General features: G+C 72.8%; 28 protein-coding genes. 4 read left to right on the forward strand and 24 right to left on the reverse strand.

Going from position 1 to position 26169, the window contains the following annotated elements; genetic code table 11:
- Positions 1 to 47 precede the first annotated feature (47 nt).
- Positions 48 to 2042, reverse strand: a complete 1995-nt coding sequence (locus QJ852_05130) for an MFS transporter (GenBank protein ID WGX97821.1) — start codon at positions 2040 to 2042, stop codon at positions 48 to 50.
- 36 nt (positions 2043 to 2078) lie between these two features.
- Here QJ852_05130 and QJ852_05135 point away from each other — a divergent pair, with 36 nt between their 5' ends.
- Positions 2079 to 2420 (forward strand): DUF2200 domain-containing protein, encoded by a 342-nt coding sequence (locus QJ852_05135; GenBank protein ID WGX97822.1) that lies wholly within the window; start codon positions 2079 to 2081, stop codon positions 2418 to 2420.
- A gap of 38 nt (positions 2421 to 2458) precedes the next feature.
- Here QJ852_05135 and QJ852_05140 read toward each other — a convergent pair whose 3' ends face one another.
- On the reverse strand, positions 2459 to 3475 hold the full coding sequence (locus QJ852_05140) for a hypothetical protein (protein WGX97823.1): 1017 nt from the start codon (positions 3473 to 3475) through the stop codon (positions 2459 to 2461).
- A 227-nt stretch (positions 3476 to 3702) separates the two neighbouring features.
- Here QJ852_05140 and QJ852_05145 point away from each other — a divergent pair, with 227 nt between their 5' ends.
- The 3 genes from QJ852_05145 (at position 3703) to QJ852_05155 (ending at position 6660) form a co-directional block, all read left to right on the forward strand.
- On the forward strand, positions 3703 to 4515 hold the full coding sequence (locus QJ852_05145; GenBank protein WGX97824.1) for an alpha/beta fold hydrolase: 813 nt from the start codon (positions 3703 to 3705) through the stop codon (positions 4513 to 4515).
- Positions 4516 to 4531: 16 nt separating this feature from the next.
- The gene (locus QJ852_05150) at positions 4532 to 4972 is read left to right on the forward strand and encodes a YiiD C-terminal domain-containing protein (GenBank protein WGX97825.1); all 441 of its coding nucleotides are present in this window, start codon (positions 4532 to 4534) and stop codon (positions 4970 to 4972) included.
- A 119-nt stretch (positions 4973 to 5091) separates the two neighbouring features.
- On the forward strand, positions 5092 to 6660 hold the full coding sequence (locus tag QJ852_05155) for a GAF domain-containing sensor histidine kinase (GenBank protein ID WGX97826.1): 1569 nt from the start codon (positions 5092 to 5094) through the stop codon (positions 6658 to 6660).
- On the opposite strand, the gene QJ852_05160 is transcribed toward QJ852_05155, so the two are convergent.
- The 22 genes from QJ852_05160 to fliF all read right to left on the reverse strand — a co-directional run bounded on the left by QJ852_05160 (position 6641) and on the right by fliF (position 26165).
- On the reverse strand, positions 6641 to 6973 hold the full coding sequence (locus tag QJ852_05160; GenBank protein ID WGX97827.1) for a hypothetical protein: 333 nt from the start codon (positions 6971 to 6973) through the stop codon (positions 6641 to 6643). The two genes, QJ852_05155 and QJ852_05160, sit on opposite strands and share 20 nt — an antisense overlap.
- Before the next feature lie 2 nt (positions 6974 to 6975).
- Complete coding sequence (gene flhA, locus QJ852_05165; GenBank protein ID WGX97828.1) at positions 6976 to 9045, reverse strand: flagellar biosynthesis protein FlhA; 2070 nt, start codon at positions 9043 to 9045, stop codon at positions 6976 to 6978.
- Between the two features lie 216 nt (positions 9046 to 9261).
- Positions 9262 to 10398, reverse strand: a complete 1137-nt coding sequence (locus tag QJ852_05170) for an EscU/YscU/HrcU family type III secretion system export apparatus switch protein (GenBank protein ID WGX97829.1) — start codon at positions 10396 to 10398, stop codon at positions 9262 to 9264.
- Positions 10399 to 10402: 4 nt separating this feature from the next.
- Positions 10403 to 11170 (reverse strand): flagellar biosynthetic protein FliR, encoded by a 768-nt coding sequence (locus QJ852_05175; GenBank protein WGX97830.1) that lies wholly within the window; start codon positions 11168 to 11170, stop codon positions 10403 to 10405.
- A 19-nt stretch (positions 11171 to 11189) separates the two neighbouring features.
- Positions 11190 to 11459, reverse strand: a complete 270-nt coding sequence (fliQ, locus tag QJ852_05180; GenBank protein WGX97831.1) for a flagellar biosynthesis protein FliQ — start codon at positions 11457 to 11459, stop codon at positions 11190 to 11192.
- Positions 11460 to 11494: 35 nt separating this feature from the next.
- On the reverse strand, positions 11495 to 12256 hold the full coding sequence (fliP, locus tag QJ852_05185; GenBank protein ID WGX97832.1) for a flagellar type III secretion system pore protein FliP: 762 nt from the start codon (positions 12254 to 12256) through the stop codon (positions 11495 to 11497).
- Entirely contained in the window at positions 12253 to 12675 is a 423-nt protein-coding gene (locus tag QJ852_05190) for a flagellar biosynthetic protein FliO (protein ID WGX97833.1), read from the reverse strand. Before QJ852_05190 ends, fliP begins: the two co-directional genes overlap by 4 nt.
- Positions 12676 to 12680: 5 nt before the next feature.
- A complete protein-coding gene (fliN, locus tag QJ852_05195; protein ID WGX97834.1) occupies positions 12681 to 13490 on the reverse strand; it encodes a flagellar motor switch protein FliN in 810 nt (269 codons plus the stop codon).
- Positions 13491 to 13495: 5 nt separating this feature from the next.
- Positions 13496 to 14413, reverse strand: a complete 918-nt coding sequence (locus QJ852_05200) for a flagellar motor switch protein FliM (protein WGX97835.1) — start codon at positions 14411 to 14413, stop codon at positions 13496 to 13498.
- Positions 14414 to 14543: 130 nt separating this feature from the next.
- Positions 14544 to 14978: a flagellar basal body-associated FliL family protein gene (locus QJ852_05205; GenBank protein WGX97836.1), complete on the reverse strand. Its 435-nt coding sequence runs from the start codon at positions 14976 to 14978 to the stop codon at positions 14544 to 14546.
- Positions 14975 to 16009, reverse strand: a complete 1035-nt coding sequence (locus tag QJ852_05210; GenBank protein WGX97837.1) for a flagellar motor protein MotB — start codon at positions 16007 to 16009, stop codon at positions 14975 to 14977. Before QJ852_05210 ends, QJ852_05205 begins: the two co-directional genes overlap by 4 nt.
- A gap of 1 nt (position 16010) precedes the next feature.
- Positions 16011 to 16781 carry a MotA/TolQ/ExbB proton channel family protein gene (locus QJ852_05215; GenBank protein WGX97838.1) on the reverse strand — a complete coding sequence of 257 codons (771 nt, stop codon included), beginning with the start codon at positions 16779 to 16781 and terminating at the stop codon, positions 16011 to 16013.
- The gene (locus tag QJ852_05220) at positions 16778 to 17053 is read right to left on the reverse strand and encodes a flagellar FlbD family protein (protein ID WGX97839.1); all 276 of its coding nucleotides are present in this window, start codon (positions 17051 to 17053) and stop codon (positions 16778 to 16780) included. Before QJ852_05220 ends, QJ852_05215 begins: the two co-directional genes overlap by 4 nt.
- A 604-nt stretch (positions 17054 to 17657) precedes the next feature.
- On the reverse strand, positions 17658 to 18506 hold the full coding sequence (locus tag QJ852_05225; GenBank protein ID WGX97840.1) for a flagellar hook-basal body complex protein: 849 nt from the start codon (positions 18504 to 18506) through the stop codon (positions 17658 to 17660).
- 41 nt (positions 18507 to 18547) lie between these two features.
- The gene (locus QJ852_05230) at positions 18548 to 19069 is read right to left on the reverse strand and encodes a flagellar hook capping FlgD N-terminal domain-containing protein (protein ID WGX97841.1); all 522 of its coding nucleotides are present in this window, start codon (positions 19067 to 19069) and stop codon (positions 18548 to 18550) included.
- 10 nt (positions 19070 to 19079) lie between these two features.
- Positions 19080 to 20186 carry a flagellar hook-length control protein FliK gene (locus QJ852_05235; protein WGX97842.1) on the reverse strand — a complete coding sequence of 369 codons (1107 nt, stop codon included), beginning with the start codon at positions 20184 to 20186 and terminating at the stop codon, positions 19080 to 19082.
- 12 nt (positions 20187 to 20198) lie between these two features.
- The gene (locus QJ852_05240) at positions 20199 to 21143 is read right to left on the reverse strand and encodes a transglycosylase SLT domain-containing protein (protein WGX97843.1); all 945 of its coding nucleotides are present in this window, start codon (positions 21141 to 21143) and stop codon (positions 20199 to 20201) included.
- Positions 21140 to 21589 (reverse strand): flagellar FliJ family protein, encoded by a 450-nt coding sequence (locus tag QJ852_05245; protein ID WGX97844.1) that lies wholly within the window; start codon positions 21587 to 21589, stop codon positions 21140 to 21142. The genes QJ852_05240 and QJ852_05245 overlap by 4 nt, the downstream gene beginning before the upstream one ends.
- Positions 21586 to 22902 (reverse strand): FliI/YscN family ATPase, encoded by a 1317-nt coding sequence (locus QJ852_05250; protein ID WGX97845.1) that lies wholly within the window; start codon positions 22900 to 22902, stop codon positions 21586 to 21588. Before QJ852_05250 ends, QJ852_05245 begins: the two co-directional genes overlap by 4 nt.
- Positions 22899 to 23552, reverse strand: a complete 654-nt coding sequence (locus tag QJ852_05255) for a hypothetical protein (protein ID WGX97846.1) — start codon at positions 23550 to 23552, stop codon at positions 22899 to 22901. The genes QJ852_05250 and QJ852_05255 overlap by 4 nt, the downstream gene beginning before the upstream one ends.
- Positions 23536 to 24567, reverse strand: a complete 1032-nt coding sequence (gene fliG / locus QJ852_05260; GenBank protein WGX97847.1) for a flagellar motor switch protein FliG — start codon at positions 24565 to 24567, stop codon at positions 23536 to 23538. The genes QJ852_05255 and fliG overlap by 17 nt, the downstream gene beginning before the upstream one ends.
- Positions 24564 to 26165 (reverse strand): flagellar basal-body MS-ring/collar protein FliF, encoded by a 1602-nt coding sequence (fliF, locus tag QJ852_05265; GenBank protein ID WGX97848.1) that lies wholly within the window; start codon positions 26163 to 26165, stop codon positions 24564 to 24566. Before fliF ends, fliG begins: the two co-directional genes overlap by 4 nt.
- Positions 26166 to 26169 lie beyond the last annotated feature (4 nt).

A 26169-nucleotide genomic window follows, 5' to 3' on the forward strand; every position in this document is an offset into this window, starting at 1 on the left:
GCCTCCTGGGCGTACTCCCCGGCGCAACGACTCGGATGTGACCTGCGTTACGTCGTGCCGCCGACCTCGGACCGGCTCGAACGGTCGGTGAGGTCCGCGAGCGGCGTACCGAGCTGGAGGTCGAAGTCCCGCGCCTCCTCCCACACGGTGAGGGTGCGGGAGCCGAGGGCCTCGTCCGGCCCGGCGACGGTGAGGACGTAGCGGCCGTTGGCGGGACGGGGCACCTCGTAGCGGCCCTCGTGGTCGGTGCGCACGCTCGCGACCAGGCCGCCGGTGCCGCGGGTGAGGGCGACCAGCGCGTCGACCACCGGACGGTCGTCGGCGTCGCGGATGGTGCCGCGCAGGGTGAGCCGTTCGCGCAGCACGATCGGTGGGATCGGGGCGGCGCTGTCGAGGGTCATCATCCGCGAGCGCGGACGCCAGCCGTCGGCGGCGGTCACGACCAGGTAGTCGGCCGGCCGGGGGACCGCGGCGGCGAACCGGCCTTCGGCGTCGGCCTGGCCCCAGTCGACCGCCCGGCCGTCGGGCGTCAGCACGGTGACCACCGCGTGCCGGATCGGCTGGCCCTTGAGGCTGAGCACCTGGCCCTTCACGATCTGCGCACGGCTGGTGTTCTCGGCACCGGAGCGGTCCGCCTCCTCGGCGTACTCCCGCATGCTGAGCATGGGTACGCCGATCAACGCGGTCGCCAGCCCTGCGCCGGAGGCGATCCAGAAGATCAGCTCCAGGGAGTCCAGCGTCGGCAGCTCCCGGCCGCCCACGGTCATCACGGACGCGGTCGTGATCGCGGCGGTGACGGCGCTGATCGTGGAGGTGCCGAGCGAGCGGAGCAGGACGTTGAGGCCGTTGGCGGAGGCGGTCTCGGTGACCGGCACCGCGCGCATGATCAGGGTCGGCAGGGCGCCGTACACCATGGCGGTGCCGGTGCCGACGGCCACGGAGCCGACCACGATCTGGGCGAGGTCCGCGCTGTAGAAGACCCGCCAGAGGTAGGCGGTCCCCATCAGCAGTGCGCCGGCGACGAGGGTGACCTGCGGGCCGAAGCGCCGGATCAGCCAGGCCGACACCGGGGCCATCAGGCCGAAGGCCGCGGCGTTGGGGACCATCCAGAGGCCGGTGTGGAGGACGTCGAGGCCCTGGCCGTACCCGGTCGCCGCCGGCATCTGGAGCAGCAGGGTCGTCACCAGCATGTTGGCGAACATGGACAGGCCGGCGAAGACCGACGCGAGGTTGACCAGCACCACCGCGCGGCGGGCGGCGACCCGGACGTCGACCAGCGGGCGCGGGGTGCGCAGCTCGAGGGGGATCCACACCGCGATGAGCGCGACGCCGGCGGCGGCGCTGCCCACGGTGCGCGGCCCGAGCCAGCCCCACTGGCCGCCCTTGGAGAGGGCGAGCAGGATGGCGGTCAGGGCCACCGAGAGGATCAGGGCACCGCGCAGGTCGAAGGCGCCGCTGGTGCGGACCGGTGACTCCGGCAGCAGCCCGAGCGTGCCAGCGATCAGGACGATGCCGACGATGCCGGTGAGCCAGAAGGACGCGTGCCAGTCCATGTGCTCGACGATCAGGCCCGACAGCGGCAGCCCGACGCCGGCGCCGATCGCGAGGGTGGCGCTCATCAGGGCGACGCCGAGGGGCACCCGGTCGCGGGGCAGCTCGTCGCGCATGATCGCGATCGCGACCGGGATCAGCGCGACCCCGACGCCCTGCAGGGCGCGGGCGGCGATGAGCAGCGGCAGCACCTGGCTGACCGCGCCGAGCAGGGAGCCGGCGACCGCCACCCCCAGCGAGACCACCATCATCCGGCGTTTGCCGTACATGTCGGCCAGCCGCGAGATCGTCGGTGTCGCCACCGCGCCGCTCAGCAGCGTGGCCGTCACCAGCCACGAGGCGCTGTCGGCGGAGGTGTCGAGGAGCCGGGGCAGGTCGGGCAGCAGCGGGAGGAGCAGCGTCTGCTGCAGCGAGACCACGATGCCGCAGCACGAGAGCATCGCGACGATGAGGGCGGGACTCGTGCGTGGCCGGACGGGTTCGACGACCACGCTGGAGGCACCTCTTCTTCAACTACGCTGCAGTATGTGCACCGTATCTTCTCGACCAGCGTGGCATCGGTCTACTCCCACTACGTGACCAAGGTGGAGAAGAAGGGCCGGACCCGGGCCGAGCTCGACGAGGCGATCTGCTGGCTGACGGGCTTCTCGGAGACCGAGCTGCACGCCCATCTCGACGGCGGTACGACGTTCGAGGACTTCTTCGCCGACGCGCGACTCACCCCCGCGGCGAGCCTGATCACCGGCGTGGTCTGCGGGGTCCGGGTCGAGGACGTCGAGGACCCGCTCATGCAGAAGATCCGCTACCTCGACAAGCTCGTCGACGAGCTCGCCCGCGGCAAGGCGATGGACAAGGTGCTGCGGGGCTGATCGCGCTGCGGCCCTGCCCACCGCCTGGCCAGGGCCGGTCAGCTGGTGCAGGCGAGGTAGCTCGCCTCGACCGTGCGCTTCTTGCCGTTCTTCAGCAGAACGGTGGCGCCGAGGTCGGCGGCGGCGCTGTCGACCAGCGGCAGGGCGACGGCCCTGCCCTTCTTGAGCTTCTTGCCCTTGAGGGTCGCGGCCTTCTTGCCGTCGACGGTGAAGGTGACCTTGTCGATCTGCTTGATGCGCTTCTTCTTCGTGGTCAGCGTCGCCGTGCCGCTATGGGCTGCGCAGTTGCGCGTGCCCGGAAGCGCGACGTACTTGCCCGCCTTGCCGGACGGAGCCGCGCTGGTCGAGCCCGGGACCGCAAAGGTGATGGACGCCGTGCCGGAGGCGGAGGCGGAGGCATTGGTGTTCCTGCTCCCGCCGGCGTCCCCCTCGACATAGCCGCTGTAGGAGCCCGGGGGCAGGAGAACCGTGGTGGAGCCGCCGCCGTCGAGCGAGTGGCCGTAGAGATCGTGATAGGGGTCGCCGGTGTCGCTGTCGATGTAGGCCTCGATGTAGCCGGGTCCCTTGTGGTGGACGCTGAGGGTCGCCCAGAGCGCGACCGATGTAGTGAGCTCGAACCCGACCTCGACCCCGGACGTCGAGCGGACGCTGCAGATGGAGGTGCCCTTGCTGGCGGTCGCGGTGATGGTGCCGGTGAAGCTGGTCGTGATCGACTTCGGCAGGCCGCCGGCGGTGGTCGCGGACGACGTTGCCTGCAGAGTACTTGTGTTCGTCATGATGTCCGAGGGGTCGCCGTTGGCGGTGTACTGCGCGGTCGTGACGAGGCTAGTGGCGACGGGCGCGCCGTCCTCGCCCAGCGGCACGGCGGGCGTTGCCGGAGCGGCAGGGCCGGTGTTGGTGCACGCACCCGAATTGCTTGTGGACGCGTACGGATCGACGTCGAGTTGGGTGAAGACCGGAGCGGCCTGGGCCGGGGTGGGGGCGGCGAGCAGTGATCCGGCGGCGAGCGCGGCCGCCAGGCCGCCCGTGAGCACACGCGTGCGTACGGGAGTCATCAGAGGTTCTCCTTGCTCGAGGAAGGGAAGGCACGCCCAATCCCCGTCGGGAGTGCCGACCTTCGACCCTAGTGACGCGGCAGCCGGAGGACGCCGAGCTGGACGGTAAAGATTCCGCTGCATATGGGTGCTTGCCAACAGCTAGCACGTCCCATACTCTCGGTATCCGCAACTCCCGGTTGCACCTATCTACCGCACCAGCGTCGGTGCGTGGAAGCGAGGTCGCGATGCTTGCCCACGAACGGATCGGCTCGGGGGAGCCGCTCGTCCTGGTCCACGGGATCGGACACCGCCGCCAGGCGTGGTACCCGGTCGTCGACCGGCTGGCCCGCGAGCGTGAGGTCGTCCTGATCGACCTGCCCGGCCACGGTGAGTCGCCGGCGCTGGTGCCCGACGGCCGGCCGGTGCGCGACATCCTGCGCGACATCCTCGAGGACTTCTTCGTCGAGCAGGGGCTCGACCGTCCGCACATCGCCGGCAACTCCCTCGGCGGGCGGATCGCGCTGGAGGCGGCGGCGGACGACCTGGTCAGCAGTGCGACGACGCTGGCGCCCGCCGGCTTCTGGCGCAACAAGGTCGACTTCGCCTACATCCGCGCGGTCTTCACGGTGCTGACCGGCGCGGCCACGCTGGCCCGGCCGGTGGCGCCCGCGATCCTGAGCACCGCCCCGGGCCGGGCCGCCGCCTTCGGCCTGCTGATGACCAGGGGCCACAAGCTGAGCCCGGACGCCGCCCTCGGCGACCTGCATGGCCTGGTCCACGCGCGGCCCGCGCTGGAGACGATCATCGACGGCGGCTTCCCCTTCGACCGGCCGATCTCCCCGTCCATCCCGGTCACCGTCGCCTGGGGGACCCGCGACCTGGTGCTGCTGCCCTACCAGGCCGGCCGCGCCCGCCGGGCTCTCCCGGCCGCCGAGCACGTCACGCTGCCGAAGTGCGGCCATGTCCCGATGATCGATGACGTCGATCTGGTGGCCGACGTGCTGCTGAAGGGCTCGGGCCACCCACGGCTCGGCCGCACGGCGTACGACGTCGCCTGACCGCTACCGTGGCGGCGTGACCACGCCTGCTGACCTGACGACCTACGTCCGCTCGATGATCCCGGTCCTCGACGCCATGGGCGTCGAGGTCGTCGAGGCCGGTCGCAACACCGTGGCGGCCCGGCTGCCGGCCGCACCCAACGTCAACCACTTCGGTACGGCGTACGCAGGCTCGCTGTTCACCGTGGCGGAGGTCCTCGGCGGCCTCTACGCGAGCACCTCCCTCGTGCTCGAGGGAGCCGTGCCGCTGGTCAAGTCGCTCACCATCGACTTCCTCCGCCCGGCCACCACCGACGTGGTCTCCCGGGCGACACTGAGCGACGAGGTCATCGACCGAGTGCTCGCCGAGACCGCCGAGCGCGGGAAGAGCGACTTCGAGCTGGTCACGGAGGTCACCGACGCCGAGGGCACGGTCGTCGCGCGGACCCGCGGGCGCTACCAGATGCGGCGGTTCTGAGGTCCCGACTCCTCAGGACCCCGGTCCCGGTGCCGATAGGCATCACGCGCCTCGCAGCGAGCAAAGTAAAGGGATAGCCTGGGGCGTCAGCGGTCGCTGTGGGAGGGGATCGACGCCGGATGGACCTGGAGCTGCCGACCGAGGCGCGGGCACTGCTGGACGCGGTGGTCGCCATCGGGTCCGACCTCGACCTGCGCGGTGTCCTCAGCCGCATCGTCGAGGCGTCCTGCCAGCTCACCGACGCCGAGTACGGCGTCCTGGGGATCGTCGACGACGAGGGCGCCTTCATCGACCTGGTGCCCAACGCCGAGGCGGGGCAGCAGTTCGACCAGGTCGGGATGATGCCGAAGGGGCACGGGCTGCTGGGGCTGGTGCCGCGCGAGCGGCGCTCGATCCGGGTCGACCACGTGGCCGAGCATCCGGTGTCGTCCGGCACCTTCCCCGGCAGCCACCCGGTCATCGACCGCTTCCTCGGGGCGCCGGTGCTGGTCGGCGAGCGCGCGTTCGGGCATCTCTACCTCGGCAACAAGCGCGGTGGCGCGGAGTTCACAGCCACCGACCAGGCGCTGGTCGAGGCCCTCGCCCGAGCCGCCGGCGTGATGATCGAGAACGCCCGCACCTACGAGCAGGTCGAGTGGCGGCGGCGCTGGCTCGCCGCGACGGGCGAGGTCGGCCGTGACCTCACCGGGACCTCGAGCGCCGAGGAGGCGCTCGACGAGCTCGTCGTGTCCCTGCGCGACCTGTGCGGGGCGCGGCTGGTCGCCTACGTGCGGGTCGCCGGCGGCCTGCTCGAGATCCGGCAGACAGCGGGCGACTCCGAGGCGGCCGCCCCCGTGGTCGACCGGTACGCCGACCAGATCCGCGACGTCACGGCCACCCGGGTGCCCGAGCGGCTGCCGGAGGGCAGCGGCCGCACGACGCTCGTCGTACCGGTCGACACCCGGCTCGACGGGCCCGGCGCCATCCTGGTGGAGCACGCCGAGGAGACCCCGTCGCTGCGCGACATCATGCTCGACCTGGTCACCGTGACGGCCTCCCAGCTCGGCCTCATCCTCGACCGGCGGCAGGCGCTGCGCGAGCGCGCGCAGCTGCTCGTCGCCCGCGACCGCGACCGGATCGCCCGCGACCTGCACGACCTCGTCATCCAGCGCCTGTTCGCCACCGGCATGCAGCTGCAGGGTGCGCGCGACCTCGACACCGCCGAGCTGCGGGCCCGGGTCGACGGCACCGTCGCGGAGCTCGACGGGGCGATCAAGGAGCTGCGGTCGGTGATCTTCGAGCTCGGCACCGGCTCGGGCCGGTCGCTGCTGGAGGACGTCCGCGCGCTGCTGGGCGAGTACGCCGGCGTACTGGGCTTCCAGCCGCTGCTGCGGCTGCAGGGGCCGGTCGACCGGGCGCTCGCCCCCGAGGCTGGCGGACACGTCCTGGGCACCCTGCGCGAGGCGCTCTCCAATGTCGCCCGGCATGCGCGCGCGAGCTCGGCGAGCGTCGAGCTGACTGCCTCCTCGGCGTGGTTCCGGCTCCGGGTCGTCGACGACGGCGCCGGCTTCGACCCGGCCGACGTGGCGGCCGGCAACGGCACCGTCAACCTCCGCAGCCGTGCCGAGGACCTCGGCGGTCACCTGCTGGTGACCTCGGCCCCCGGCGCGGGCACCACCCTGGAATGGGTCATTCCGGCGGTCGGCTGAACCCCTCGGCCTCGACCAGCTCGGTCTCCGCGGCCGTGGCGATCCCGGGGACGTCCGGGCCCCCCGCCGTGGCCTGCGGGTCGCTCTCCGTCCGGACCGGGTCCGGCGCGACCACCGCGGTCGGCTCCGGCGCCGGGCCCGCCAGCAGCGGCCACAGGGTGCGCACCAGCAGGGCGGCCGCCGTGGCGCCCACCATCACCACGAGCAGCCGGGTCAGCGCCTCGTCGAGGGTCAGCTCGCCCTGGGCGGCGAGGACGGCGACGGGTGAGGCGAGGAGGGCGGCGAGCACGCACACCCGCAGGTCGAACATCATGGTCAGACTCCAGCTTCCAGTGCGGGCCGGGCGCCGGTGGCCGACACCACGGCCACCGAGCGGATCTCGTGGGCCGCCCCGAGCTCGGCGTACGAGAAGACGGGGAGGCGCTCGACGGTGGGCGCGACGAGACGGCGTACGGCGGCCCGGAGCGCGGGCGCGCAGACCAGGACCGGGCGTACGTCGGTGTTCTCGGCCGCCTGTGTCGCCTGGGCCAGGCCGAGCAGCACCTGCTGCGCGGCGTCGGGGTCGAGGACGACGACCGCGCCCTGCTCGGTGGGCCGCAGGCCCTCGAGCATCTGCTGCTCCAGCAGCGGGTCGAAGCTGATGGCGTGCAGCACGCCGTCGGTGACGTACGGCGCCGCGAGGGCGGGCTCGAGCGCGGCACGGGCCGCCTCGACCAGGCCGTCGAGGTCCTTGGCCACCGCGGCGCGCACGGAGAGCGCCTCGAAGATCCGGACCAGGTCGCGGATCGGGATCCGCTCCTCCAGCAGGGCGCGCAGCACCCGCTGGACCTCGCCCAGTGGGAGCTGGGTCGGGGTGAGCTCCTCGATGACGACCGGGTGGGTGCGCTTGACCACGTCGGTGAGCAGCCGGACGTCCTCGCGGCCGAGCAGCCGGCTCGCGTGCCGGTGCACGATCTCGGCGAGGTGGGTGGTGACCACCGAGGCGCGATCGACGACGGTCGCTCCGCCGATCTCGGCCTGGTGCCGCAGCTCGGCGGGGATCCACTTGGCGTCCAGCCCGAACACCGGCTCCCGGGTCGGGGTGCCCGGCAGTGAGCCCAGGAACTCGCCGATGGCCAGCACCGTGCCCCGCGGCGCCTCGCCCCGGGCCACCTCGGCGCCGTACAGGGTGATGGCATAGGTGTTCGCCGGCAGCTCGAGGTTGTCGCGGGTGCGGACCGGAGGGATCACGATGCCGAGCTCGCCGGCCACCTTGCGGCGCAGCGCCTTGACCCGGTCGAGCAGGTCGCCGCCGGTGCGGCTGTCCACGAGGTCGATCAGGTCCGCCGAGAGCTCCAGGCCGAGCGGGTCGACCCGGATCTCGGCCACCAGCGCCTCGGGGGTGTCGGGGGTCGCGACCAGCTCGCCGGCGGCCGCGTCGGCGTCGGTGCCCGCCGCCCCGGCGCCGGCGGACTCGTCGATCCGGCTGGCGCCCAGCAGCATCAGGCCACCGGCCACGAGGAACGGCAGCTTCGGCAGGCCGGGGATCACGCACAGCGCCAGCGCGCCGAAGCCCGCGACCCGCAGCGGCATCTTGCGCTGGAAGACCTGGCCGACGATGTCGGAGCCCATGTCGGAGTCGGCCACCGACCGGGTCACGATCAGACCGGTCGCGACGCTGAGGAGGAGGGCGGGGATCTGCGAGACCAGGCCGTCGCCGACCGAGAGCAGCGAGTAGGTGTTGATCGCCTCGCCGAACGGCATGCCGTACTGCGCCACGCCGATCGCGAAGCCGCCCAGCAGGTTGACCAGGGTGATCACGATCGCGGCGATCGCGTCGCCCTTGACGAACTTGGACGCGCCGTCCATCGCGCCGTGGAAGTCCGCCTCCGCGTGCACCTCGGCACGCCGCCGCCGGGCCTCCTCCTCGTCGATGAGCCCCGAGTTCAGGTCGGCGTCGATCGCCATCTGCTTGCCCGGCATGGCGTCGAGCGTGAACCGCGCACCGACCTCGGCCACGCGTCCGGCGCCGTTGGTGATCACGACGAACTGGATGACGAGCAGGATCGCGAACACGATCAGCCCGACGATGAGCGAGCCGCCGACGACGAAGTGGCCGAAGGTGTCGATCACCTTGCCGGCGTACCCGTCGAGCAGTACCAGCCGGGTCGCGCTGACGTTGAGGGCCAGCCGGAACAGCGTCATCACCAGGATCACCGAGGGGAAGGCGGCGAACTCCAGCGGCTTGTGGATGAACATGGCCACCATCAGCACCAGCAGGGCACCGGTGATGTTGAGCGCGATCATCAGGTCGAGCACCATCGCCGGCAGTGGCACGACCAGCATGACGACGATCAGCACGATGCCCAGCGGGACACCGAGCCGCGTCAGCGACTTCACGGACATGCGGTGGCTACAGCCTCTCGACCGGGCGCGCCGTCCGTGGCACTGCGGGGTGGCGCCGTCCTGGCGTCGGTGACCTCATCGGCCGCCCGCTCCTGTGGATGAGGGGTTGACGGGCTGCATGAACAACCGGTCGACCGGTGAAACTGGCACTTGTCGGGCGTTGCAACGCCCGACAAGCGAGGGAATCACCGGTCGACCGGCGATTCCTGCAGCGCCTCATCCCGCAGCCGCTCGCCGCCGGCGGGAGCGGGCGAGCACCTCGGGCAGGTCCCCGGTACGCCGAGGGGTGCGGTGCTCGCCGCCGTGCTGGCCGGCACTGCGGCGACTGAGCACGAACGCCAGCACCTGGGCCACTGCGGCCCACAGCTCCCGGGGGATCTCCTGGCCGACCTGGCAGTGGCGGTAGAGCGCCCGGGCGAGCGGCACGTCCTGGACCAGTGGCACCCGCTCCGCGGCGGCCACCTCCCGGATCCGGGCGGCGATGGCCCCGGCGCCCCTGGCGATCACCCGGGGGGCGCCCCGATCCGGGTCGTAGCGCAGCGCGACGGCCACGTGCGTCGGATTCACCAGCAGCACGTCGGCGGTCGCGACGTCGGCGATCATCCGGTTGCGGGCGGCGGCCATCTGCCGGGCCCGGATGGCGCCCTTGACCAGCGGGTCGCCCTCGGCCTGCTTGTGCTCCTGCTTGATCTCGCTGTGGCTCATCCGTAGCTGCTTGCCGATCCGCCGTCGCATCATGGCGTAGTCGGCCGCGGCCATGACCAGTCCGGCGATGGCGACGGTGAGCAGGAGGCGGGAGACCTCGGCGCTGACCTGGTGGAGGACGACCTGGATCGGGAGCAGCCCGCCCACCAGCGGCATCATCGCCTTGACCGCGCCCCAGGCGAGGAAGGCGACCACCGTGCTCTTGACCAGGACCTTCGCGCCCTCCCAGAAGGCGTGCGGGCCGAGGATCCGCTTCGCGCCCTGGATCGGGTTGAGCTTCTTGGCGTCCGGCTTGGCCAGCTTCGGCGCGAGGTAGAAGCCGCCCTGGGCCAGCGCGGAGACGACGCCGATGACCAGCACCATCGAGCCGAGGACGACGAGACTGACCAGGATGTGGCGGCCCGCGGCGGCGAGCAGGGTCAGCGCGAGCGACACCGACGGGTCCTCGGCCGAGCGCAGCGCGGTGGCCATCATGGTGCGCAGCGCGTCGAGCTCGTGGTCGAGCAGCGGCCCCATCGCGAGACCGACGACGAGCAGGCCGAGCCACCCGCCGAGCTCGGGGGTGCGCGGGACCTGGCCCTCCTTGCGGCCCTCCTTCTTCCGCTTGGGGGTGGGCTTCTCGGTCTTCTCCTCGCTGCTGGCGGCCACGACGTCAGCCCGCCCCGGCCATCGAGGACATGGCCTGGTTGGCGTAGTCGACGAGCCGGTCGAGCGCACCGGGCAGCATCGGGAAGGACAGGCCGAGCAGCAGCAGGGTCAGTCCGACCTTCGCGGGGAACATGACGCTGAGCGCGTTGAGCTGCGGCGCCACCTTCGTGAGCAGGGCCAGCGCCAGGTCGGCGACGAAGAGGACGGCGATCATCGGCAGCGCCATCTGCACCGCGACGGTGAAGAACATCGAGAACGCCGTCAGCAGCACGCCGTCCCAGCCGGAGATGTCGGGCATGCCGGTCAGCGGCAGGTAGCGGAAGGTGCTGAGCAGACCGCCGATGACGATCAGGTGCCCGCCCGAGACGACGAGCAGGGCGGTCGCGAGCAGTTGGTGGAAGCGCCCGAAGACGGTGTTGGAGTTCATCGAGAGCGGGTCCCACGCCGCGGCCAGTGCGAAGCCGCCGAACACGTCGACCAGCGCGCCGGCCGCGCCGATCGCGGAGAACAGCAGCATCGTCACGTAGCCCATGCCGACCCCGATCAGCACCTGGGCGGCGGTCGCGAGCACCAGCCCCGGCGTCGTACCGGGCAGCTCCTGGGCCGCCAGGGTCGGCGCCATCGCCAGCGACAGGCCGATCGCGAGGATCACCTTCGCCATGGTGGGGATGCCCCGCGTCGCGAACGGGGGGACGACGACCAGCCACGCCACCACCCGCACCGAGGCGAGCAGCAGCGCGCTGAGCGCGGCGCCGTCGACGGAGAGGACCACGGCTGTGCCTAGGAGCCCATCAGACGAGGAGGCCGGGGAGCAGGTCGAAGAGCTCGCGGGTGAAGGCCATCAGGGTGTGCAGCATCCAGTTGCCGCAGACCAGCAGCGCCACGCCGACCCCCACCAGCTTCGGCACGAACGAGAGCGTGAACTCCTGGATCTGGGTCATCGACTGGAACAGCGAGATGGCGAAGCCGATGACCAGCGAGGTCGCGAGGATCGGCGCCGACAGCTTGAGCGCCACCAGCATGGTCTTGAGGGCGATCTCGATGATCGCGGTGTCGGTCATGTCTCCATCACCTGGCTCACCTGGCTCACCTCGGCTCACCCGCTCCCGTACGACGCGACGAGCGATCTGATGATCAGCGCCCATCCGTCGACCATCACGAACAGCAGCAGCTTGAACGGCAGCGACACCATCACCGGCGGCATCATCATCATGCCCAGGCTCATCAGCGCCCCGCTCACGACGATGTCGATGACCAGGAAGGGGATGAAGATGATGAACCCGATGATGAAGGCGTCCTTGAGCTCGGAGAGCACGAAGGCGGGGATCAGGGTCGCGGTCGAGACGTCGTCGCGGTTCTCGGGGAGCTTGCGGTCGGCGACGCTGGTGAGCAGCTGCAGCTCGCCGTCGTCGGTGTTGTCGAGCATGAACTCCCGCAGCGGCTCCAGGCCGTCCTGGAAGGCGACCGAGGTCGTCTTGTCGCCGTCGAGATAGGGCTGCACACCCTCGTCGTTGATCTGCGAGAGCACCGGCGCCATGATGAACAGGCTCAGGAAGAGGGCGAGTCCGGCCAGGACCTGGTTGTTCGGCGTCTGCTGCAGACCGAGCGCGTTGCGGGTCAGGCCGAGCACGACGAGGACCTTCGTGAAGCTGGTGCAGGTGAGCACGATCGCGGGCAGCAGACTGAGCAGGGTCAGCGCGAGGAACACCAGCAGGCTGTGGCTGGGCTTGTCGGTCATCCCCGACAGGTCGATCTGGACGGTGCCGCCCTTGCCGGGGCCGTTCGGCCCGTTCGGCCCCACGGGCTCGGCGAGCACCAGCGCGAGCCGGGCGACCCCGCTCGACAGGGTCGTGGTCACGACGCCCGCTTCCCGGTGACGGCCGCCATGGCGTCCTTCCAGGTCTGCGGCGACAGCACGGACCCCGACAACGCACCGGTCCCGTGCTCCGCGGCAGGTACGCCGGCGGGCTCGGTGCCCGGCTCCGGCGGCGTCTGGTCCAGGCCGATCTCGTCCGGCTCCACCTCGGCGAGCAGGGTGATCTGCTGCTCGGTCGTGCCGAGGACGAGGATCCGGGTGCCGACCGAGACGACCGCGACCCCCTGGCCGCGGCCGAGCGCCTGGCGCTGCACCACCTGGATGGTCGCGCCGGCGGGGGCCTTGAGCCGGCGGTTGACCACGCGGGCGATGAGCAGCAGCAGCCCGACGACCAGCGCCAGCGAGCCGACCAGGCGGACGGCGAGCTCGCCCAGGCCCACGCCGCCGGTGCTGTCCAGCATCGGCGTCAGACCGCGGCGTTCGCGTCGAGGATCTCGGTGACGCGCAGGCCGAAGTCCTCGTCGATGACGACGACCTCGCCGCGGGCCACGAGCCGGCCGTTGACCAGCAGGTCGGCCGGGCTGCCGGCGGCCCGGTCGAGCTCGAGCACGGCACCGGGCGTGAGGGCGAGCAGGTCGCGCACCGTCATCCGGGTCCGGCCGAGCTCGACGGTCACCTCCATGTCGACGCCCTGGAGCAGCTCGAGTCCGCGCGGCGGCGCGGCGGGCGCGCCGAAGGCGGGGACGAACGGCGTGGTGTCCTCGCCGGCATCGGCCGGGGCGGCCGTCGTACCGGGGCCGGCGTCGTCGGCGCTGTCCGGGATCGGCTCACCGGCGCCGGCGAGCGTGGCCTCGGGGACCAGGACGGCGGCCGCGATGCCGGCGCCGATGAGGGGCACCGTCCGGAACGGACCGCCCAGCTCGGCGGTGATGTCGTAGCCCTCGACGTCGAGCGCGAGGGCGCGGGCCCCGCGGGCGTGCGCGCCGAGCCGGCGGGCCGCGGCGTCGAGGGCGGGCTGCACCGCGGCGGCCACGTCGAGCGCGCCGATCGGGCTGGACGCGAGCGCCTCCACCAGCTCGGTGCCGACGAGGACGACGACCGCTCCGGGGACCCCGCCGTCGAGCTCGGCGATCGCGCCGCCGGCGAACGCGGCGGTGACGTGCGGAGAGCCGGGCTGGGCCGGGCCCGGCGTCAGCGGGGTGACCGCCGGGAGGGGCGCGGCCGCCGCGACCGCGACGGCCTCGGCGAGCAGGGTGGGGTCGAGCACGTCGGTCATGGGGATCAGGACTCCTCGGGCGTGGTGACGATGAGGGCGGCCAGGTGCTGGCCGCGGGCTCCGGGGGTGGCATGGGCGAAGGTGTTGCCGGCGACGGTCACGTCCAGCGGGGCGGAGGCCGGGTGGCTCAGCCGCAGCACCGACCCGGGGCGCAGGTCGGCGAGCGTCGCCGGGTCGACCGGGAGCGGGCGGAACCGGACGGAGACCGCGACCGGAACCCGCTGGAACTGCTCCTGCAGCAGGCCCGCGGAGTGCGCGCGCTGCGCCCGCTCGCGGTCGGAGACGGCACCGTTGCCGGTGGCGTTGGCGAGGTGGGGGAGCAGGCCGCTGAACGGCAGGCAGACCGACATCCGGTGCGCGCGCTCGCCGATCCGGAGCTCGAGGGTCACCACGACCATCACGTCGGCGGCGCTGGCCACCTGCGCGAACTGGGGGCTGTACTCGATGCCGGTGATGGTCGGCTCCAGCGTCACGATCCCGTCGAGGGAGTAGCGCATCTCGCCGAGCAGCCGCTCGACCAGCCCGCGGAACACCCCGTCCTCGATCTCGGTCAGCGGCCGGTCGGGCTGCTCGTCGGAGCCGGGGCCGCCGAGCATGTGGTCGAGGCACGACATGGTGGCGAACAGGGGGATCTCGAGCACGCCGGTGCCCGGGATCGGGTCCGCGCTGAACAGCGTCATGTACGTCGACGGGCCGAGGCTGTCGACGTACTCCGCGTAGGTGCGCTGCTCGATGCCCGTGAGCGCGACCGTGCACACCGTGCGCAGCGAGCTGGTGAACACGGTGGTCGCCTGGCGCGCGAAGCTGTCGAAGCCGAGCTGGAGGGTGCGCTGGTGCTCGCGTGAGAGCTGGATCGGACGCCGGAAGTCGTACGGCGTGGGGTCGGCCGTGCGAGGTCGGCGGCGCGGCCGCTGGAGGGTCACGACGAGCCCATCGTCGCGGCGCTCACGGACCTGAGGGGTCGCCGGGACGCCGGGCGGTCAGGGTCCCGTGGTCACTTCGGGCCACCCAGGGTCCCGGGTGGGGTCCCAAAGGTCCCCGCGGGAGAGGGACCTATTGGGTGACGTACTCGGTGAAGTACACCTCCATCACCTCGCCGTGGTACCTCTCCTTCAGCCGCTCCACGAGCTGCTGGCGCAGGGTCTCGCGGACGTCGGGCTTGTTGACCTCCTCGACCGGGAGGCCGGAGAAGACCGTGATCGCGGAGTCGAGGGCCTTGCTGCCGTCGGCCTCCTCGGCGGCCGTGGTGAGCTGGAGCGCCATGCCCAGCCGCAGGTAGTGCCCGCCGGCCAGGTTCACCTGGATCGCCTCCAGCGGGGCGACCTCGCCCGGCTGCGGCTCGCCGTCGCCGGCGGGTTTCAGCACGAGGAACCAGGCCGCGCCGGCGAGCAGGCCGACGACGAGGAGGGCGATCCCGATCTTCCTCCCCCGCCCGCTCGATGCGGCCTCGGCCGGTGCGGTCGCGGGTGTGGAGACGCTCGTGGTCACGGTCGGTCCTCTCCTCGGGAGCGGGTAGGGGTGGCGACGGCGTCGGCACCGCCGTCGGTGCCGTCGCCGGCGGGATCGGCGGGCGCGCCCGGGCCACCGGGCGTGCCCGGATCACCGGGTGCGGTCGGTAGGTCGCCGAGCCCGGCCTCGCGGCGCAGCTCGGCGTACGCCTCGCCGAGCAGGGCGCGGGTCTCGGCCGGTTGCTGGCTCAGGACGAGGATGTCGACGCGCTTGTTGACCCGCTGCGAGCCGCGCACGGCGGGGTCGACCAGCGGCTTGGTGTGGCCGAAGCCGGTGGCGCGCAGACGCCGGGCCGGGATGTCGTGGCCGTCCTCGAGCCGGTGCAGCACGTGGACGGCGCGGGCGACGGAGAGCTCCCAGTCCGACGGGTAGTAGCGCGGCTTCACCGGCTCCTGGTTGGTGTGGCCGTCGAGCTCGATCGGCTCCGGCAGCGCGGCGAGCACGGGCGCGATGGTGTCGACGACCCGACGGCCGCGATCGGTCAGCTCGGCGATGTCGGGCTCGAAGACCACATGCTGGGAGACCAGGCTGACCACGAGGCCGCGGTCGTCGATCGAGGCCCGGACGTCGTCGCGCAGGCCCTGGTCGCGCAGTGCCCGGTCGATCTGCCGCCAGACCTTCAGCAGGCGGTCGGCCTCGGTCCGGGCGTCGCCGTACGCCCGCTGCCTGCGCAGCCGCTCGGACTCCTCGAGGATCTTCGCGACCGTCTCCTGCTGTGCCTCGGGGACCTGCGCGAGGAGCATCTGGTACGACGTCTCGCCGGGGTCGCTGGTGCCCTTGGCGTTGCTGATCGGGCTGGCCCCGTTGAGGATCGACTTCTCGCGGCCGAAGCCGTCCGCCAGGCCGTCCTTGAGCGCCTGGTACTTCTGCTCGTCGACCTGGCTCATGGCGAACATGACGATGAACAGCGCCATCAGCACGGTGATCATGTCGGCGTACGACACCAGCCACCGCTCGTGGTTCTCGTGCTCCTCCTCGCTCTCGCGCCGTCGGCGCCGGGGATGGGACATCTCAGGCCGCTTCCTTCAGCTGGTCCTGAGCGGGCAGCAGGGACTGGAGCTTCTGGGCGACGATCCGCGGGTTGGATCCGGCCTGGATGGCGGCGACACCCTCGATCACGATCTCCATCCGGGTGCTCTCCAGCTCGCTGAGCCGCTTGAGTCGCGCGGCGATCGGAAGCCACAGCACGTTGGCGCTGAGCACACCCCACAGGGTCGCGAGGAAGGCGGCGGCGATGCTGTGCCCCAGCGCCCCGGGGTCGGCGAGGTTCTCCAGGACGTGCACCAGGCTCATCACGGTGCCGACGATGCCGATCGTCGGGGCGTAGCCGCCGGCGTCGGTGAAGAACTTCGCGGCGTGCTTGTCGACCGCCTTCTTGGCGTGCAGCTCGGCCTCGAGGATCTCCCGCAGCTCCTCGGGGTCGGTGCCGTCGACGGCGAGGGTCACCCCCTTGACCAGGAAGGGGTCGTCGATGTCGCCCACCCGGCCCTCCAGTGCGAGCATGCCCTCCCGGCGCGCGGCGTCGGAGAGGCTGACGATCACCGGGACCACGTCGGCCGACGAGGCCACCTTGCCGAACAGGGCGGTCTTGGCGGAGGCCACCGCGTTCTTGGCGTCGTTCAGCGTCCCACCGGCGACGGCGACGCACAGCGTGCCGCCGAAGACCAGGAGCATGGGGGGCATCAGGAACAGGCTCGCGGGGCTGCCGCCCTCCAGGATGTTCGCGAGCATGATGACGCCGAGGGCGGCGCCGATCCCGACGGGAGTGGCGATGTCCTTCACGGCGTGACTCCTCGCGGCGGTACGGCGCTGAGCCTGCTCTGGCGCGTGGGCCGCACCGGTGGGATGGCCGAGGCGTCGGGCAGCGCGGCGCGGGCCACGATGGCGGCGCGGTAGTCGATGACCTCGTCGCGCACCTCGTCGAGGGACTCGGCCACGATGTACTTCGTCCCGTCGACCAGGGTCACCACGGTGTCCGGGGTGCAGTCGACGCGCTCGATCAGGTCCGCGTTCAGCAGGAACGTGGTCCCCGAGAGTCGGGTCAGCGAGATCACCGCGGCACCTCCGTGTGCGTGGCTGGCGTGTCTGGGGCGGGAGCGCCGTCCGTGGCGTTCCGCAGGTCCCATCGGCCGACGGCCCGGCGCCTTGAGCCTTTGGCCTGTGCCCGTGGAGGGGTGTTGTGGCGAGGGGCGCTCTCAGAGCATGAATCACGAACGATCGCGTCGTATCTCAGATTCCGTGATAGAGGGAGAACGGCGCTTCTCGACGAACTCATGCGCCAGGTCAGTGGCTCCGGGTGGATCGTCGCCGAGGTCGAGGTCACGCCTCGGGTCGAGCTGTCTGCAGCACGGCCTCTACCGCTCGCGCTGGGGACGCGCGACACCGGCCCAACGCGATCTGATGCGCGTCGTCGGCAACCTCCGAAGAGGCGGACCAGTGCCGATCGCCGACATCGCCGAGGCCATGGGCAAGCGAGTCACCGATCTGTCCAACGCCCGGCGGGAACTCATCCAGGAGGGCCTCGTCTACGCCCCCGAGCGCGGGGTCCTTTCCTTCACCGTGCCCGGCAGGCACGAGTTCATCGAACGCCAGGATGGAGATCGGGGACAGCCCTCAGCACGTGTCCGGTTCGGTCCGCAATCCCGGCACGGACGCAGGTCACCGCTTGATGTTGACCAGCTCCTCGAGCACCTGGTCGCTGGTGGTGATCACCCGGGAGCTGGCCTGGAAGCCGCGCTGGGCCAGAATCAGGTTGGTGAACTCGGCCGACAGGTCGACATTCGACATCTCGAGCCGGCCGGCGATCATCTGGCCGCGCTGGCCCTGGCCGGCGACGCCGAGCTGGACCGGACCGGAGTTGGCGGACTCGCGGAAGGCGGTGTCGCCGACCTTCTCCAGGCCCATCGGGTTGGTGAAGTCGGCGACCGCCAGCTGGCAGATGTCGCGCTGCACGCCGTCGGAGAAGACGCCGCGGAGCTTGCCGTCGGGGCCGATGGAGTACGACGTCAGGTCGACGCCGGGCGGCAGCGTGCCGTCGATCAGGTTCAGGTCGACGTCGACCGGGCCGCCGGTCGGCAGGCCCGCGCCGTCGAGGGCGTAGCCCTGCACCCGCATGCCGTTCGGCGCGACGAGCACGCCGGTCTGGTCGAAGGTGAAGGCGCCGGCACGGGTGTACACGTCCTCCTGGCCGTCGCGCAGCACGAAGAAGCCGTCGCCCTGCAGCATCAGGTCGGTCGGCCGGTTGGTGAGCTGGGCCGAGCCCTGACCGAAGTTCGCCATGGTGGCGGCGAGCTGCACGCCGAGCCCGATCTCGATCGGGTTGGTGCCGCCGCGCTCGGCGTTGCCGCCCGAGGCCGCGGTGAGCTGCTGGCTGAGGGTGTCGGCGAACACGGTGGTGCTGGCCTTGAAGCCGGTGGTGTTCGCGTTGGCGATGTTGTTGCCGGTGACGTCGAGCATGGTCTGGTTGACGCGGAGGCCGGAGATGCCGGCGAAGAGCGAGCGAAGCATGGTGTTCTCCTTCTCGGGTGGTGGTGCGGTGTGGCTCGGGGTCAGGCGGTCGTGGGCGGCGTGCCGCTGGGCGGTGCCGTGGTGCCCCCGCCGGTCGGAGTCGGCTCCTTGATCGTCGGTGCGTCGCCGACGCTGACCACGTCGGTCACGGGGACGGACGTGCCGTCGATGCTGAGGACCGGGCCGGTCGCGAGGTACGTGGTGCCCTGGACCACCCCGGAGCGCTCGACCCCGGCGGCGTCGTACCAGCGGACGGTCTGGCCGATCAGCGAGCTGGCGCCGAACGCGAGCTGGGTGCTCAGCAGCATCGCGGTCTGGTCGGCGACGTTCTGCATCTTCTCGAGTGCCGTGAACTGCGCCGTCTGGGCGAGGAACTGCGAGGAGTCGGTGGGGTTGAGCGGGTCCTGGTACTTCATCTGCGCGACCATGAGCTGCAGGAACATGTCCTTGTCGTCGCTCTTCGCCGCACCCGACGTGCCCGGGGCGCCGGGAGCGCCGGCGCTGCTGGGGGCCGCGGCGCCGGTCACGCCGTAGCCGATGCCTTCGGTGCTGGAGACGGACATCTCTTCCTCCTCACAGGGACCGGTCGAGGTGACCGGGGGTGGTCGGGCGGGTGGGGGTCGTGCTGCTGGTGACCGGGACCGTCTCGGGTACGGCGGCCCGGGGGTGCCGGCCCCCGCGCTGGTCGGGGTCGCCGGAGGAGCCGTCCCAGGCGGATGCCCCCTCGCCGCCGGCGTCGGCGGCGAAGGAACCCGGTCCCGACTGGCCGGTCGCCACGGCCGGGGTGGGCGTCGGCGGCGGGGCCGACGCCGGGCTGAACGGGTCGCGGATCAGGACCCGCGCCTCGGTGGCGCCGGAGCGCTCCAGCAGCCGCTGCAGCTCGGGAGCCCCGGAGCTGAGCGCACGGTGCACGGCCGCGCTGCCGGCGGCGTCGTCGGCGGCACCGGCGAGGCGCACCTGCACCGCGCCGTCCTTGACCACGAGGGTCACCCGCACCTCGCCGAGGTGTTCGGGCTGGAGGGTGAGGGTGATCCGGTGCGTGCCGGGCCGGTCGGCCGGGGTGCTGGTCACCAGACGGGTGACCTCGGGGAAGACCTGCTGCACGACGGCGCGCTCCACCGTCGGCCGCGGCCCTGTCGGGGTGGCTGCCGGCGCCGCCGACGCGGTGCTGCCGAGGGCGGGGTCGGTCGCCGGGTCGGCCGGGGCGATCGCGACAGCCGGGTCGGTGGTGGCGGGCCGGGACTCGGACCGCGCGGGCGCCTGATCCTGGGAGGTGGGCGCGGGGGTGGCCGCGGAGAGCCGATCCGGGAAGGACGCCGGCTCCGCCGTGACTGGTGTGCCCGGTGTGGCTTGCTTGGCCGGTCCCGTCGCCGCCGGTGTGGGTAGGTCCGGCTCGCCCGGATCACCCGTCGGGGCGAGGAGGGTGCCGACGACCGGGGCAGCGGGCGTGACCGCGGGGCTGACGGCGGGCGTGCCGGCCGCCGCCGGGAGCGGCGCAGCGGCCGGCGTCGCGGGGACGCCCGGGACGGGGGCCGCCGGCGGTGGCACCGTGGCGAGCAGCGCCGCGGCGAGCGCCTCGCCGAAGACCACCCCCGGGTCGCCGGGGTCAGTGCCGGCGGGTGTCCCGCCGTCGGCGGGCACCGGGACCGCCAGGCCCGGGAGGAACGGAGCGATGCTCACGGGGTGGTTCATTCAGCTCACCATCGCCATCACGGTGCGGACGTAGTTCTGCGTCTCCCGGTACGGCGGGATGCCGCCGTAGCGGGAGACCGCGCCAGGACCGGCGTTGTACGCCGCCAGCGCGAGCTCGGTGCGCCCGAACCGGTCGAGGAGCGAGCGCAGCAGTCGCGCACCTCCGTCGATGGCCTGGGCCGGGTCGAACGGGTCGGTCACGCCGAGCCCCCGGGCGGTGCCGGGCATCAGCTGCATGAGGCCCTGGGCGCCGGCGGAGCTGACCGCGCGCGGGTCGAAGCCCGACTCCTGCCGCGCGACCGCGGCGATCAGGCTCCCGGGGACTCCCGTGCGGGCGGCGGCGGCGTCGATCAGGTCGGCGTACGGCGTCCCGGTCGCCGCACGGGCCGACACCGGCGCCGTGCCCGCGGTGCCGGCCGCGGGCTGGTCGATGATCCGCCGGATCACGTCGGGCGTCGAGGGGACGTCGACGACGCGGATGTCGAGCCCCGTGCGCGGCGCCTCGATCATCTTGCCGTCGCCGATGTAGATCGCGATGTGGTCGACACCGTTGTTGCGGCTGGAGTTGTCCCACGCCAGCAGGTCGCCGGGCTGGGCCTGCGCCAGGTCGGCCACCGGCCGGCCGGAGGCGGCCTGCTGGTAGGAGACCCGGGGCAGGTCGTAGCCGAGGCTCTTGTAGACGACCTGCACGAGACCGGAGCAGTCCATGCCCTTGGTGGGATCGGTGCCGCCCCAGACGTAGGGCAGGCCGAGGTACTTGCGGGCCTCGGCGACCACGTCCGCGCCGCTCACGGTGCCCCCGGACGCGGCACCCGTCGTGGCGACCCGCGCGCCGGCCAGCTCGGTGGCGAATCCGGAGCCGGAGCCGGAGACCCGCGCCGGCGCGAACTGGGCCAGCCGGGCCTGGAGCTCGCTGATCCGGGCGGTGACGTTCTCGATGCTCATCGACGCTCCCGGGCCCAGCGCTGGGCGGCCAGATCGTCGGCGTCGCGGGCGGCCCGCCGCTCGGCCTCGGTACGGCGCCGGGCGGCCCGGCGCTCGAGGAGGTGCTCCACCGCGGCCAACCGTGCCCGGTCGGTGCCCCAGCGGGCCCGGGCGTCGGCCGTGACGACCTGCGCGGTCGCCGCCTCCGCGCGGGTCTCGTCGACCAGGATGCCGAGGTGGGCCAGCCGGGTCCGTGCGGCGACCAGAGCGGCCGCGGTCGTCACGGCGGGGACGTCCGCGGTGGCGACGGCCGACGTGAGCGAGGCGAGGCGTGCCCCGACGGCGGCCTCCTCGGCGAGCACCCGCTGCAGGCCGATCCGGCTGTCGGTCTCGCGGACGCCGCGGACCCGCGCGACGGCGGCCAGCCCCCTGTCCTCGCCGGGGATGTGACGTGGGGTGCGGCTCATGGGGCGACCACCTCCGCGAGCCGGTCCCACGCGGTGGCGCGGGGGGTGATGTCGTCCATCGCCTGGCGCAGGAAGGCCTCGATCCGGGGCAGCCGGGCGAGCGCGGCGTCGGCATCGGCGTCCGCGCCGGCGACATACGCGCCGATCTCCACGAGCTCACGGACCGAGCGGTGGGCGGCGAGCATCCGGCGCAGCCGGCCGGCATCGCGCTGCTGGTCGGGCGTCGTCACGGCGCGGTGGACCCGGGAGATCGACTCGAGGACGTCGATCGCGGGGAAGTGGCCGGCGGTGGCGAGGTCGCGGGACAGCACGACATGGCCGTCGAGGATCGAGCGGGCGGTGTCGCCGATCGGATCCTGGAGGTCGTCTCCCTCCACGAGGACGGTGTAGATGCCGGTGATCGACCCGGTCGCCGAGGTGCCCGCGCGCTCCAGGAGCCGGGGCAGCAGGCCGAAGACGCTGGGCGGGTAGCCGCGGGTGGCGGGTGGCTCGCCCGCGGACAGGCCGATCTCGCGCTGGGCCACGGCGACCCGGGTGAGCGAGTCCATCATCAGCACCACGTCACGGCCGCCGTCGCGGAACCACTCGGCGATCCGGGTGGCGGTGAACGCGGCCCGCAGCCGCTCGACGGCCGGCGCGTCGGACGTGGCCACGACGACCACGGAGCGGGCCAGGCCCGCGGGGCCGAGGTCGCCGTCGATGAACTCGCGCACCTCGCGGCCACGCTCGCCCACCAGGGCGATCACGTTGACCGCGGCGTCGGTGCCGCGGGCGATCATCGAGAGCAGCGACGACTTGCCCACGCCGGAGCCGGCCATGATCCCGATCCGCTGGCCGCGGCCGACGGGCACCAGCGCGTCGAGCGCACGGACCCCGCAGCCCAGCGGTTCGGTGATGCGGGGGCGGCTGAGCGCGCCGGGCGTCGGGTGCTCGGTCGACACGGACTCCAGGCCGCCGAGCGCGGGACCGTCGTCGACGGGGCGCCCGAGGCCGTCGAGGACGCGCCCGAGGAGCGCCTCGCCGACCCGGACGCGCAGCGGGCCGCCGGTCGCGCGGACCAGGTCACCCGTCCGGACGCCGGTGGTGGTGCCGAGGGGCAGGCAGACGGCAGCGCCGGGGTGCAGGGCGGCGACCTCGGCGAGCAGCGGGCCGCCCGCCGTCCGGACCTCCAGCAGGTCGCCGACGGCGGCGCCGGGCAGGCCGCGCACCTCCAGATGCAGGCCCACCAGCTCGCTGACGGTGCCGAGGTGCAGGGGGGCGGCGGCCGCGGCGGCCGCCTCGCGGAGCTCCGGGGGGAACAGCACGGTGGTCACGAGGACAGCACCTCCCGCACCCGCGCCATCGCCTCGCGGATCCGCAGGTCGACCACCGACCCGTCGACCGCCTCGACCAGGGCATCGGCGGCGCCGAGAGCCGGGTCGGGGACGACCTCCAGGCCCCGGGACACCAGCTCCTGGGCGGCCGGCGACGCGGCGACCGCGGGCTGCAGCCGGACCCGGCCCACCGCACCGGGCGGCAGCGCGTGCAGCGCCCGGGCCACGACGTCCGGGGGAGCCAGCCGTGCGACCTGGGCGCCGATCAGGGTCGTCGTCAGCGACCAGGCCAGGTCGGTGGCCTGGTCCTCGACCGCGTGGGCCAGCTCGTCGAGCAGGCCGCGGACCTGCTCGGCCGCGTGTCCGAGGGCGTCGAGCGCCGCCCGGTGCTCGGCCTCGCGCCGCTCCTCGGCGGCGGCGTGGGTCGCGGCCCGGCGGGCCTCCTCGCCGGCCGCCTGCTCGTCCGCGGTACGGCGGCCCTCGGCCCAGCCCACGGCGTAGCCCTGGGCGCGGGCGGCGTCGCGCGCCTCCGCGGCGATCCCGCCCAGCAGCGACTCGGTGACCGCGTCGCCGAGCACGGTGTCCGCGCCCAGGCGGGTCCAGGTGCCGACCCGCAGCTCGGGCAGCTCCAGCTCAGAGTACGAACTCATCGTCGTTCCCTCGCCGGACCATGATCTGGCCCTGCTCCTCGAGCTGGCGGATGGTGCGGATGACGCCCTGCTGGGCCTCCTCGACCTGCGCCAGGCGGACCGCACCGAGCAGCTCGACCTCCTCGAGGAGGTTCTCGGCGGCGCGCTCGGAGAGGTTCGCGGTGATCTTGGCGCGGACGGCCTCGCTGACGCCCTTGAGCGCGAGGGACAGCTCGGCGGTGTCGACCTGGCGCAGCACCTGCTGCACCGAGCGGTCGTCGAGGCCGACGATGTCCTCGAACATGAACATCCGGCTCTTGACCTCGTCGGCCAGGGCCGGGTCGAGGCCCTCGAGCCCCTCGACGATCTGCCGCTCGGTCGGCCGGTCGGACCGGTTGATGATGTTGACCAGCGGGTCCACGCCGCCGACCCGGGAGACCTCGGCGGGCTGGAGCATCGAGGAGAGCTTGCGCTCCAGGACCGCCTCGACCGTGCGCACGATCTCGGGAGAGGTCCGGTCCATCACGGCGATCCGGTGCGCGACGACGGCCTGCTGGTGTGCCGGCAGGCCGCTGAGCAACAGGGAGGCCTTGTCGGCCGCCATGTGCGCCAGGACCAGCGCGATCACCTGGGGGTGCTCGTCGGCGATGAACCCCCGCAGCTGGGCCGGATCCGCGCGGTGCAGGAACTGGAAGGGCATCTGCACGGCGGCGGCGTGCAGCCGCTCCATGATCTCCTTCGCGCGCTCGGGGCCCAGCGACTGCTCCAGCAGCTGCTGGGCGAACCCGAACCCGCCCTGCGTCACGTGGGCGTGCGCGGTCGCGAGGTCGTGGAACTCGGTGAGCACCTGCGCCGTCTCGCTCGCGGACACCGCGTCCAGACGCGCGATCTCGCCGGAGATCGCCTCCACCTCCGCGTCGCTGAGATGGGCCATCACCTGGGCCGCGCGCTCCTTGCCCATCTGGATGAGCAGCACCGCGGCCTTGCGGACCCCCATCGAGACCAGGGTCGGGCCGGAGGTTGCCATCAGTGTCATGACCGCGGCTCCACGAGCCAACCGCGCAGCAGGGCCGCGACGTCGTCCGGTTGCCGGTCGACGAGCGCGATCAGCTCGTCGCGCATCGACTCCTCGGCGTCCTTCTCCGCCGTCTCGAGGGCGGCCAGGGCCGGAGCCTCGAGCTGGGCGGTGCGGCTCGCGGCGTCCGTGCGCAGCTGCTCGACGAGGTAGGCCCGCGCCTCCTCCCGGGCCGCTGCCCGGCGCCGGGCCTGCAGCCACGCGAGCAGCACCATCAGGGCGATGCCGCCGGCGATGCCGAGATTGCGGATCAAGCTGTTGCGCCGCGCCGCCGCGTCGGCGTCCTTCGCCGCCTTCAGGTCGGCGGCGGCTGCCTCCTCCGCACTGCGGTCGAAGGCCATCGTCGACACGTCGATCGTGTCCCCACGGTCCGGCTTGATGCCGACGGCGCTGCTGATCAGGTCCTTGACGACCTGCGGCTGCACCGCGGCCGCCGCGGTCGCGTCGAGCACGACCCCGACGTGCAGGCTGTTGATCGAGCCCGGCGCCTTCTCCCGGTGCTCGACCGTCTCGCCGACGGCGTTGTCCTGCGTCTTCGAGGTGTTCTTGTACGACGAGTCGCCGCCGGTCGCGGTCGCGGGATCCATCTGACCGTCGGGGCCGACGATGCCCTCGGCCTGGCCGGTGCGGGAGCCGGCCGGGCCGGCGTACGTCTCGTTCGTCGATGACTCCGACAGCGGCGGCGTGTTCTCCTGCGCCTGGTAGGTCCGGCTGTCGGTGACCGACTTGTCGAAGTCGAGGTCGGCGGTGACCGTCGTGGTCGAGTTGCCCGGCCCGAGGACCCGGTCCAGCACGGACTGGATCTCGGACTGCATCGAGCCCTGGAACGCCTGCACCTGCTTGGAGCGCGCGGAGGCGGCGCCGGTCCCGCCGTCGGCTCCGTCGGCGCCGTCGGGCGTGGTGAGCAGCTTGCCCTTCGCGTCGGTGACGGTGACCCGCTTCGGGTCGAGACCGTCGATGCTGGATGCGATCAGGTGGACGACCGCCTGGACCTGCTCGTCGTCCAGCGAGGTGCCCGGCTCGGTGTCGATGAGCACCGACGCGGTCGGCGGGTCCTGCTCGTCGGTGAAGACCCGCTTCTCCGGGATGGCGAGGTGCACGACCGCCGTGTCGACCCCGTGGATGGCCTCGACGGTCTTGCTGAGCTCGCCCTCCATGGCGCGCTTGAAATTGGTCTGCTCCTGCGACTCCGAGGTGGACAGGCTCTGCTTGTCGAGCAGGCTGTAGCCGCCGTCGCTGCTGGAGGGCAGGCCCTTGCCGGACAGGTTGATCCGGGTGCCGTACACGTCCGAGCGCGGCACCATGATCGTGCCGCCGCCACCGGTGAGCTTGTAGGGGACGCCCTGGGAGTCGAGCTCCTCGATCACGGCGCTGGCGTCGGTGCCGGAGAGGTTGGAGTACAGCGGCGCGTAGCTGGGGGTCGACACCCAGCGGAACACCATGAAGACGGCGATCAGCAGGGCCGCCGTACCGATGACGGCGACGGCCTTCTGGCCGGCGGTGAAGCCGCCGAAGGTGTCCCGGGCGCGGGTGAGGTACCGCGTGAGGCGCTGTTGCATCGGC

Source organism: Nocardioides sp. L-11A (assembly GCA_029961745.1).
Classification (GTDB): domain Bacteria; phylum Actinomycetota; class Actinomycetes; order Propionibacteriales; family Nocardioidaceae; genus Nocardioides.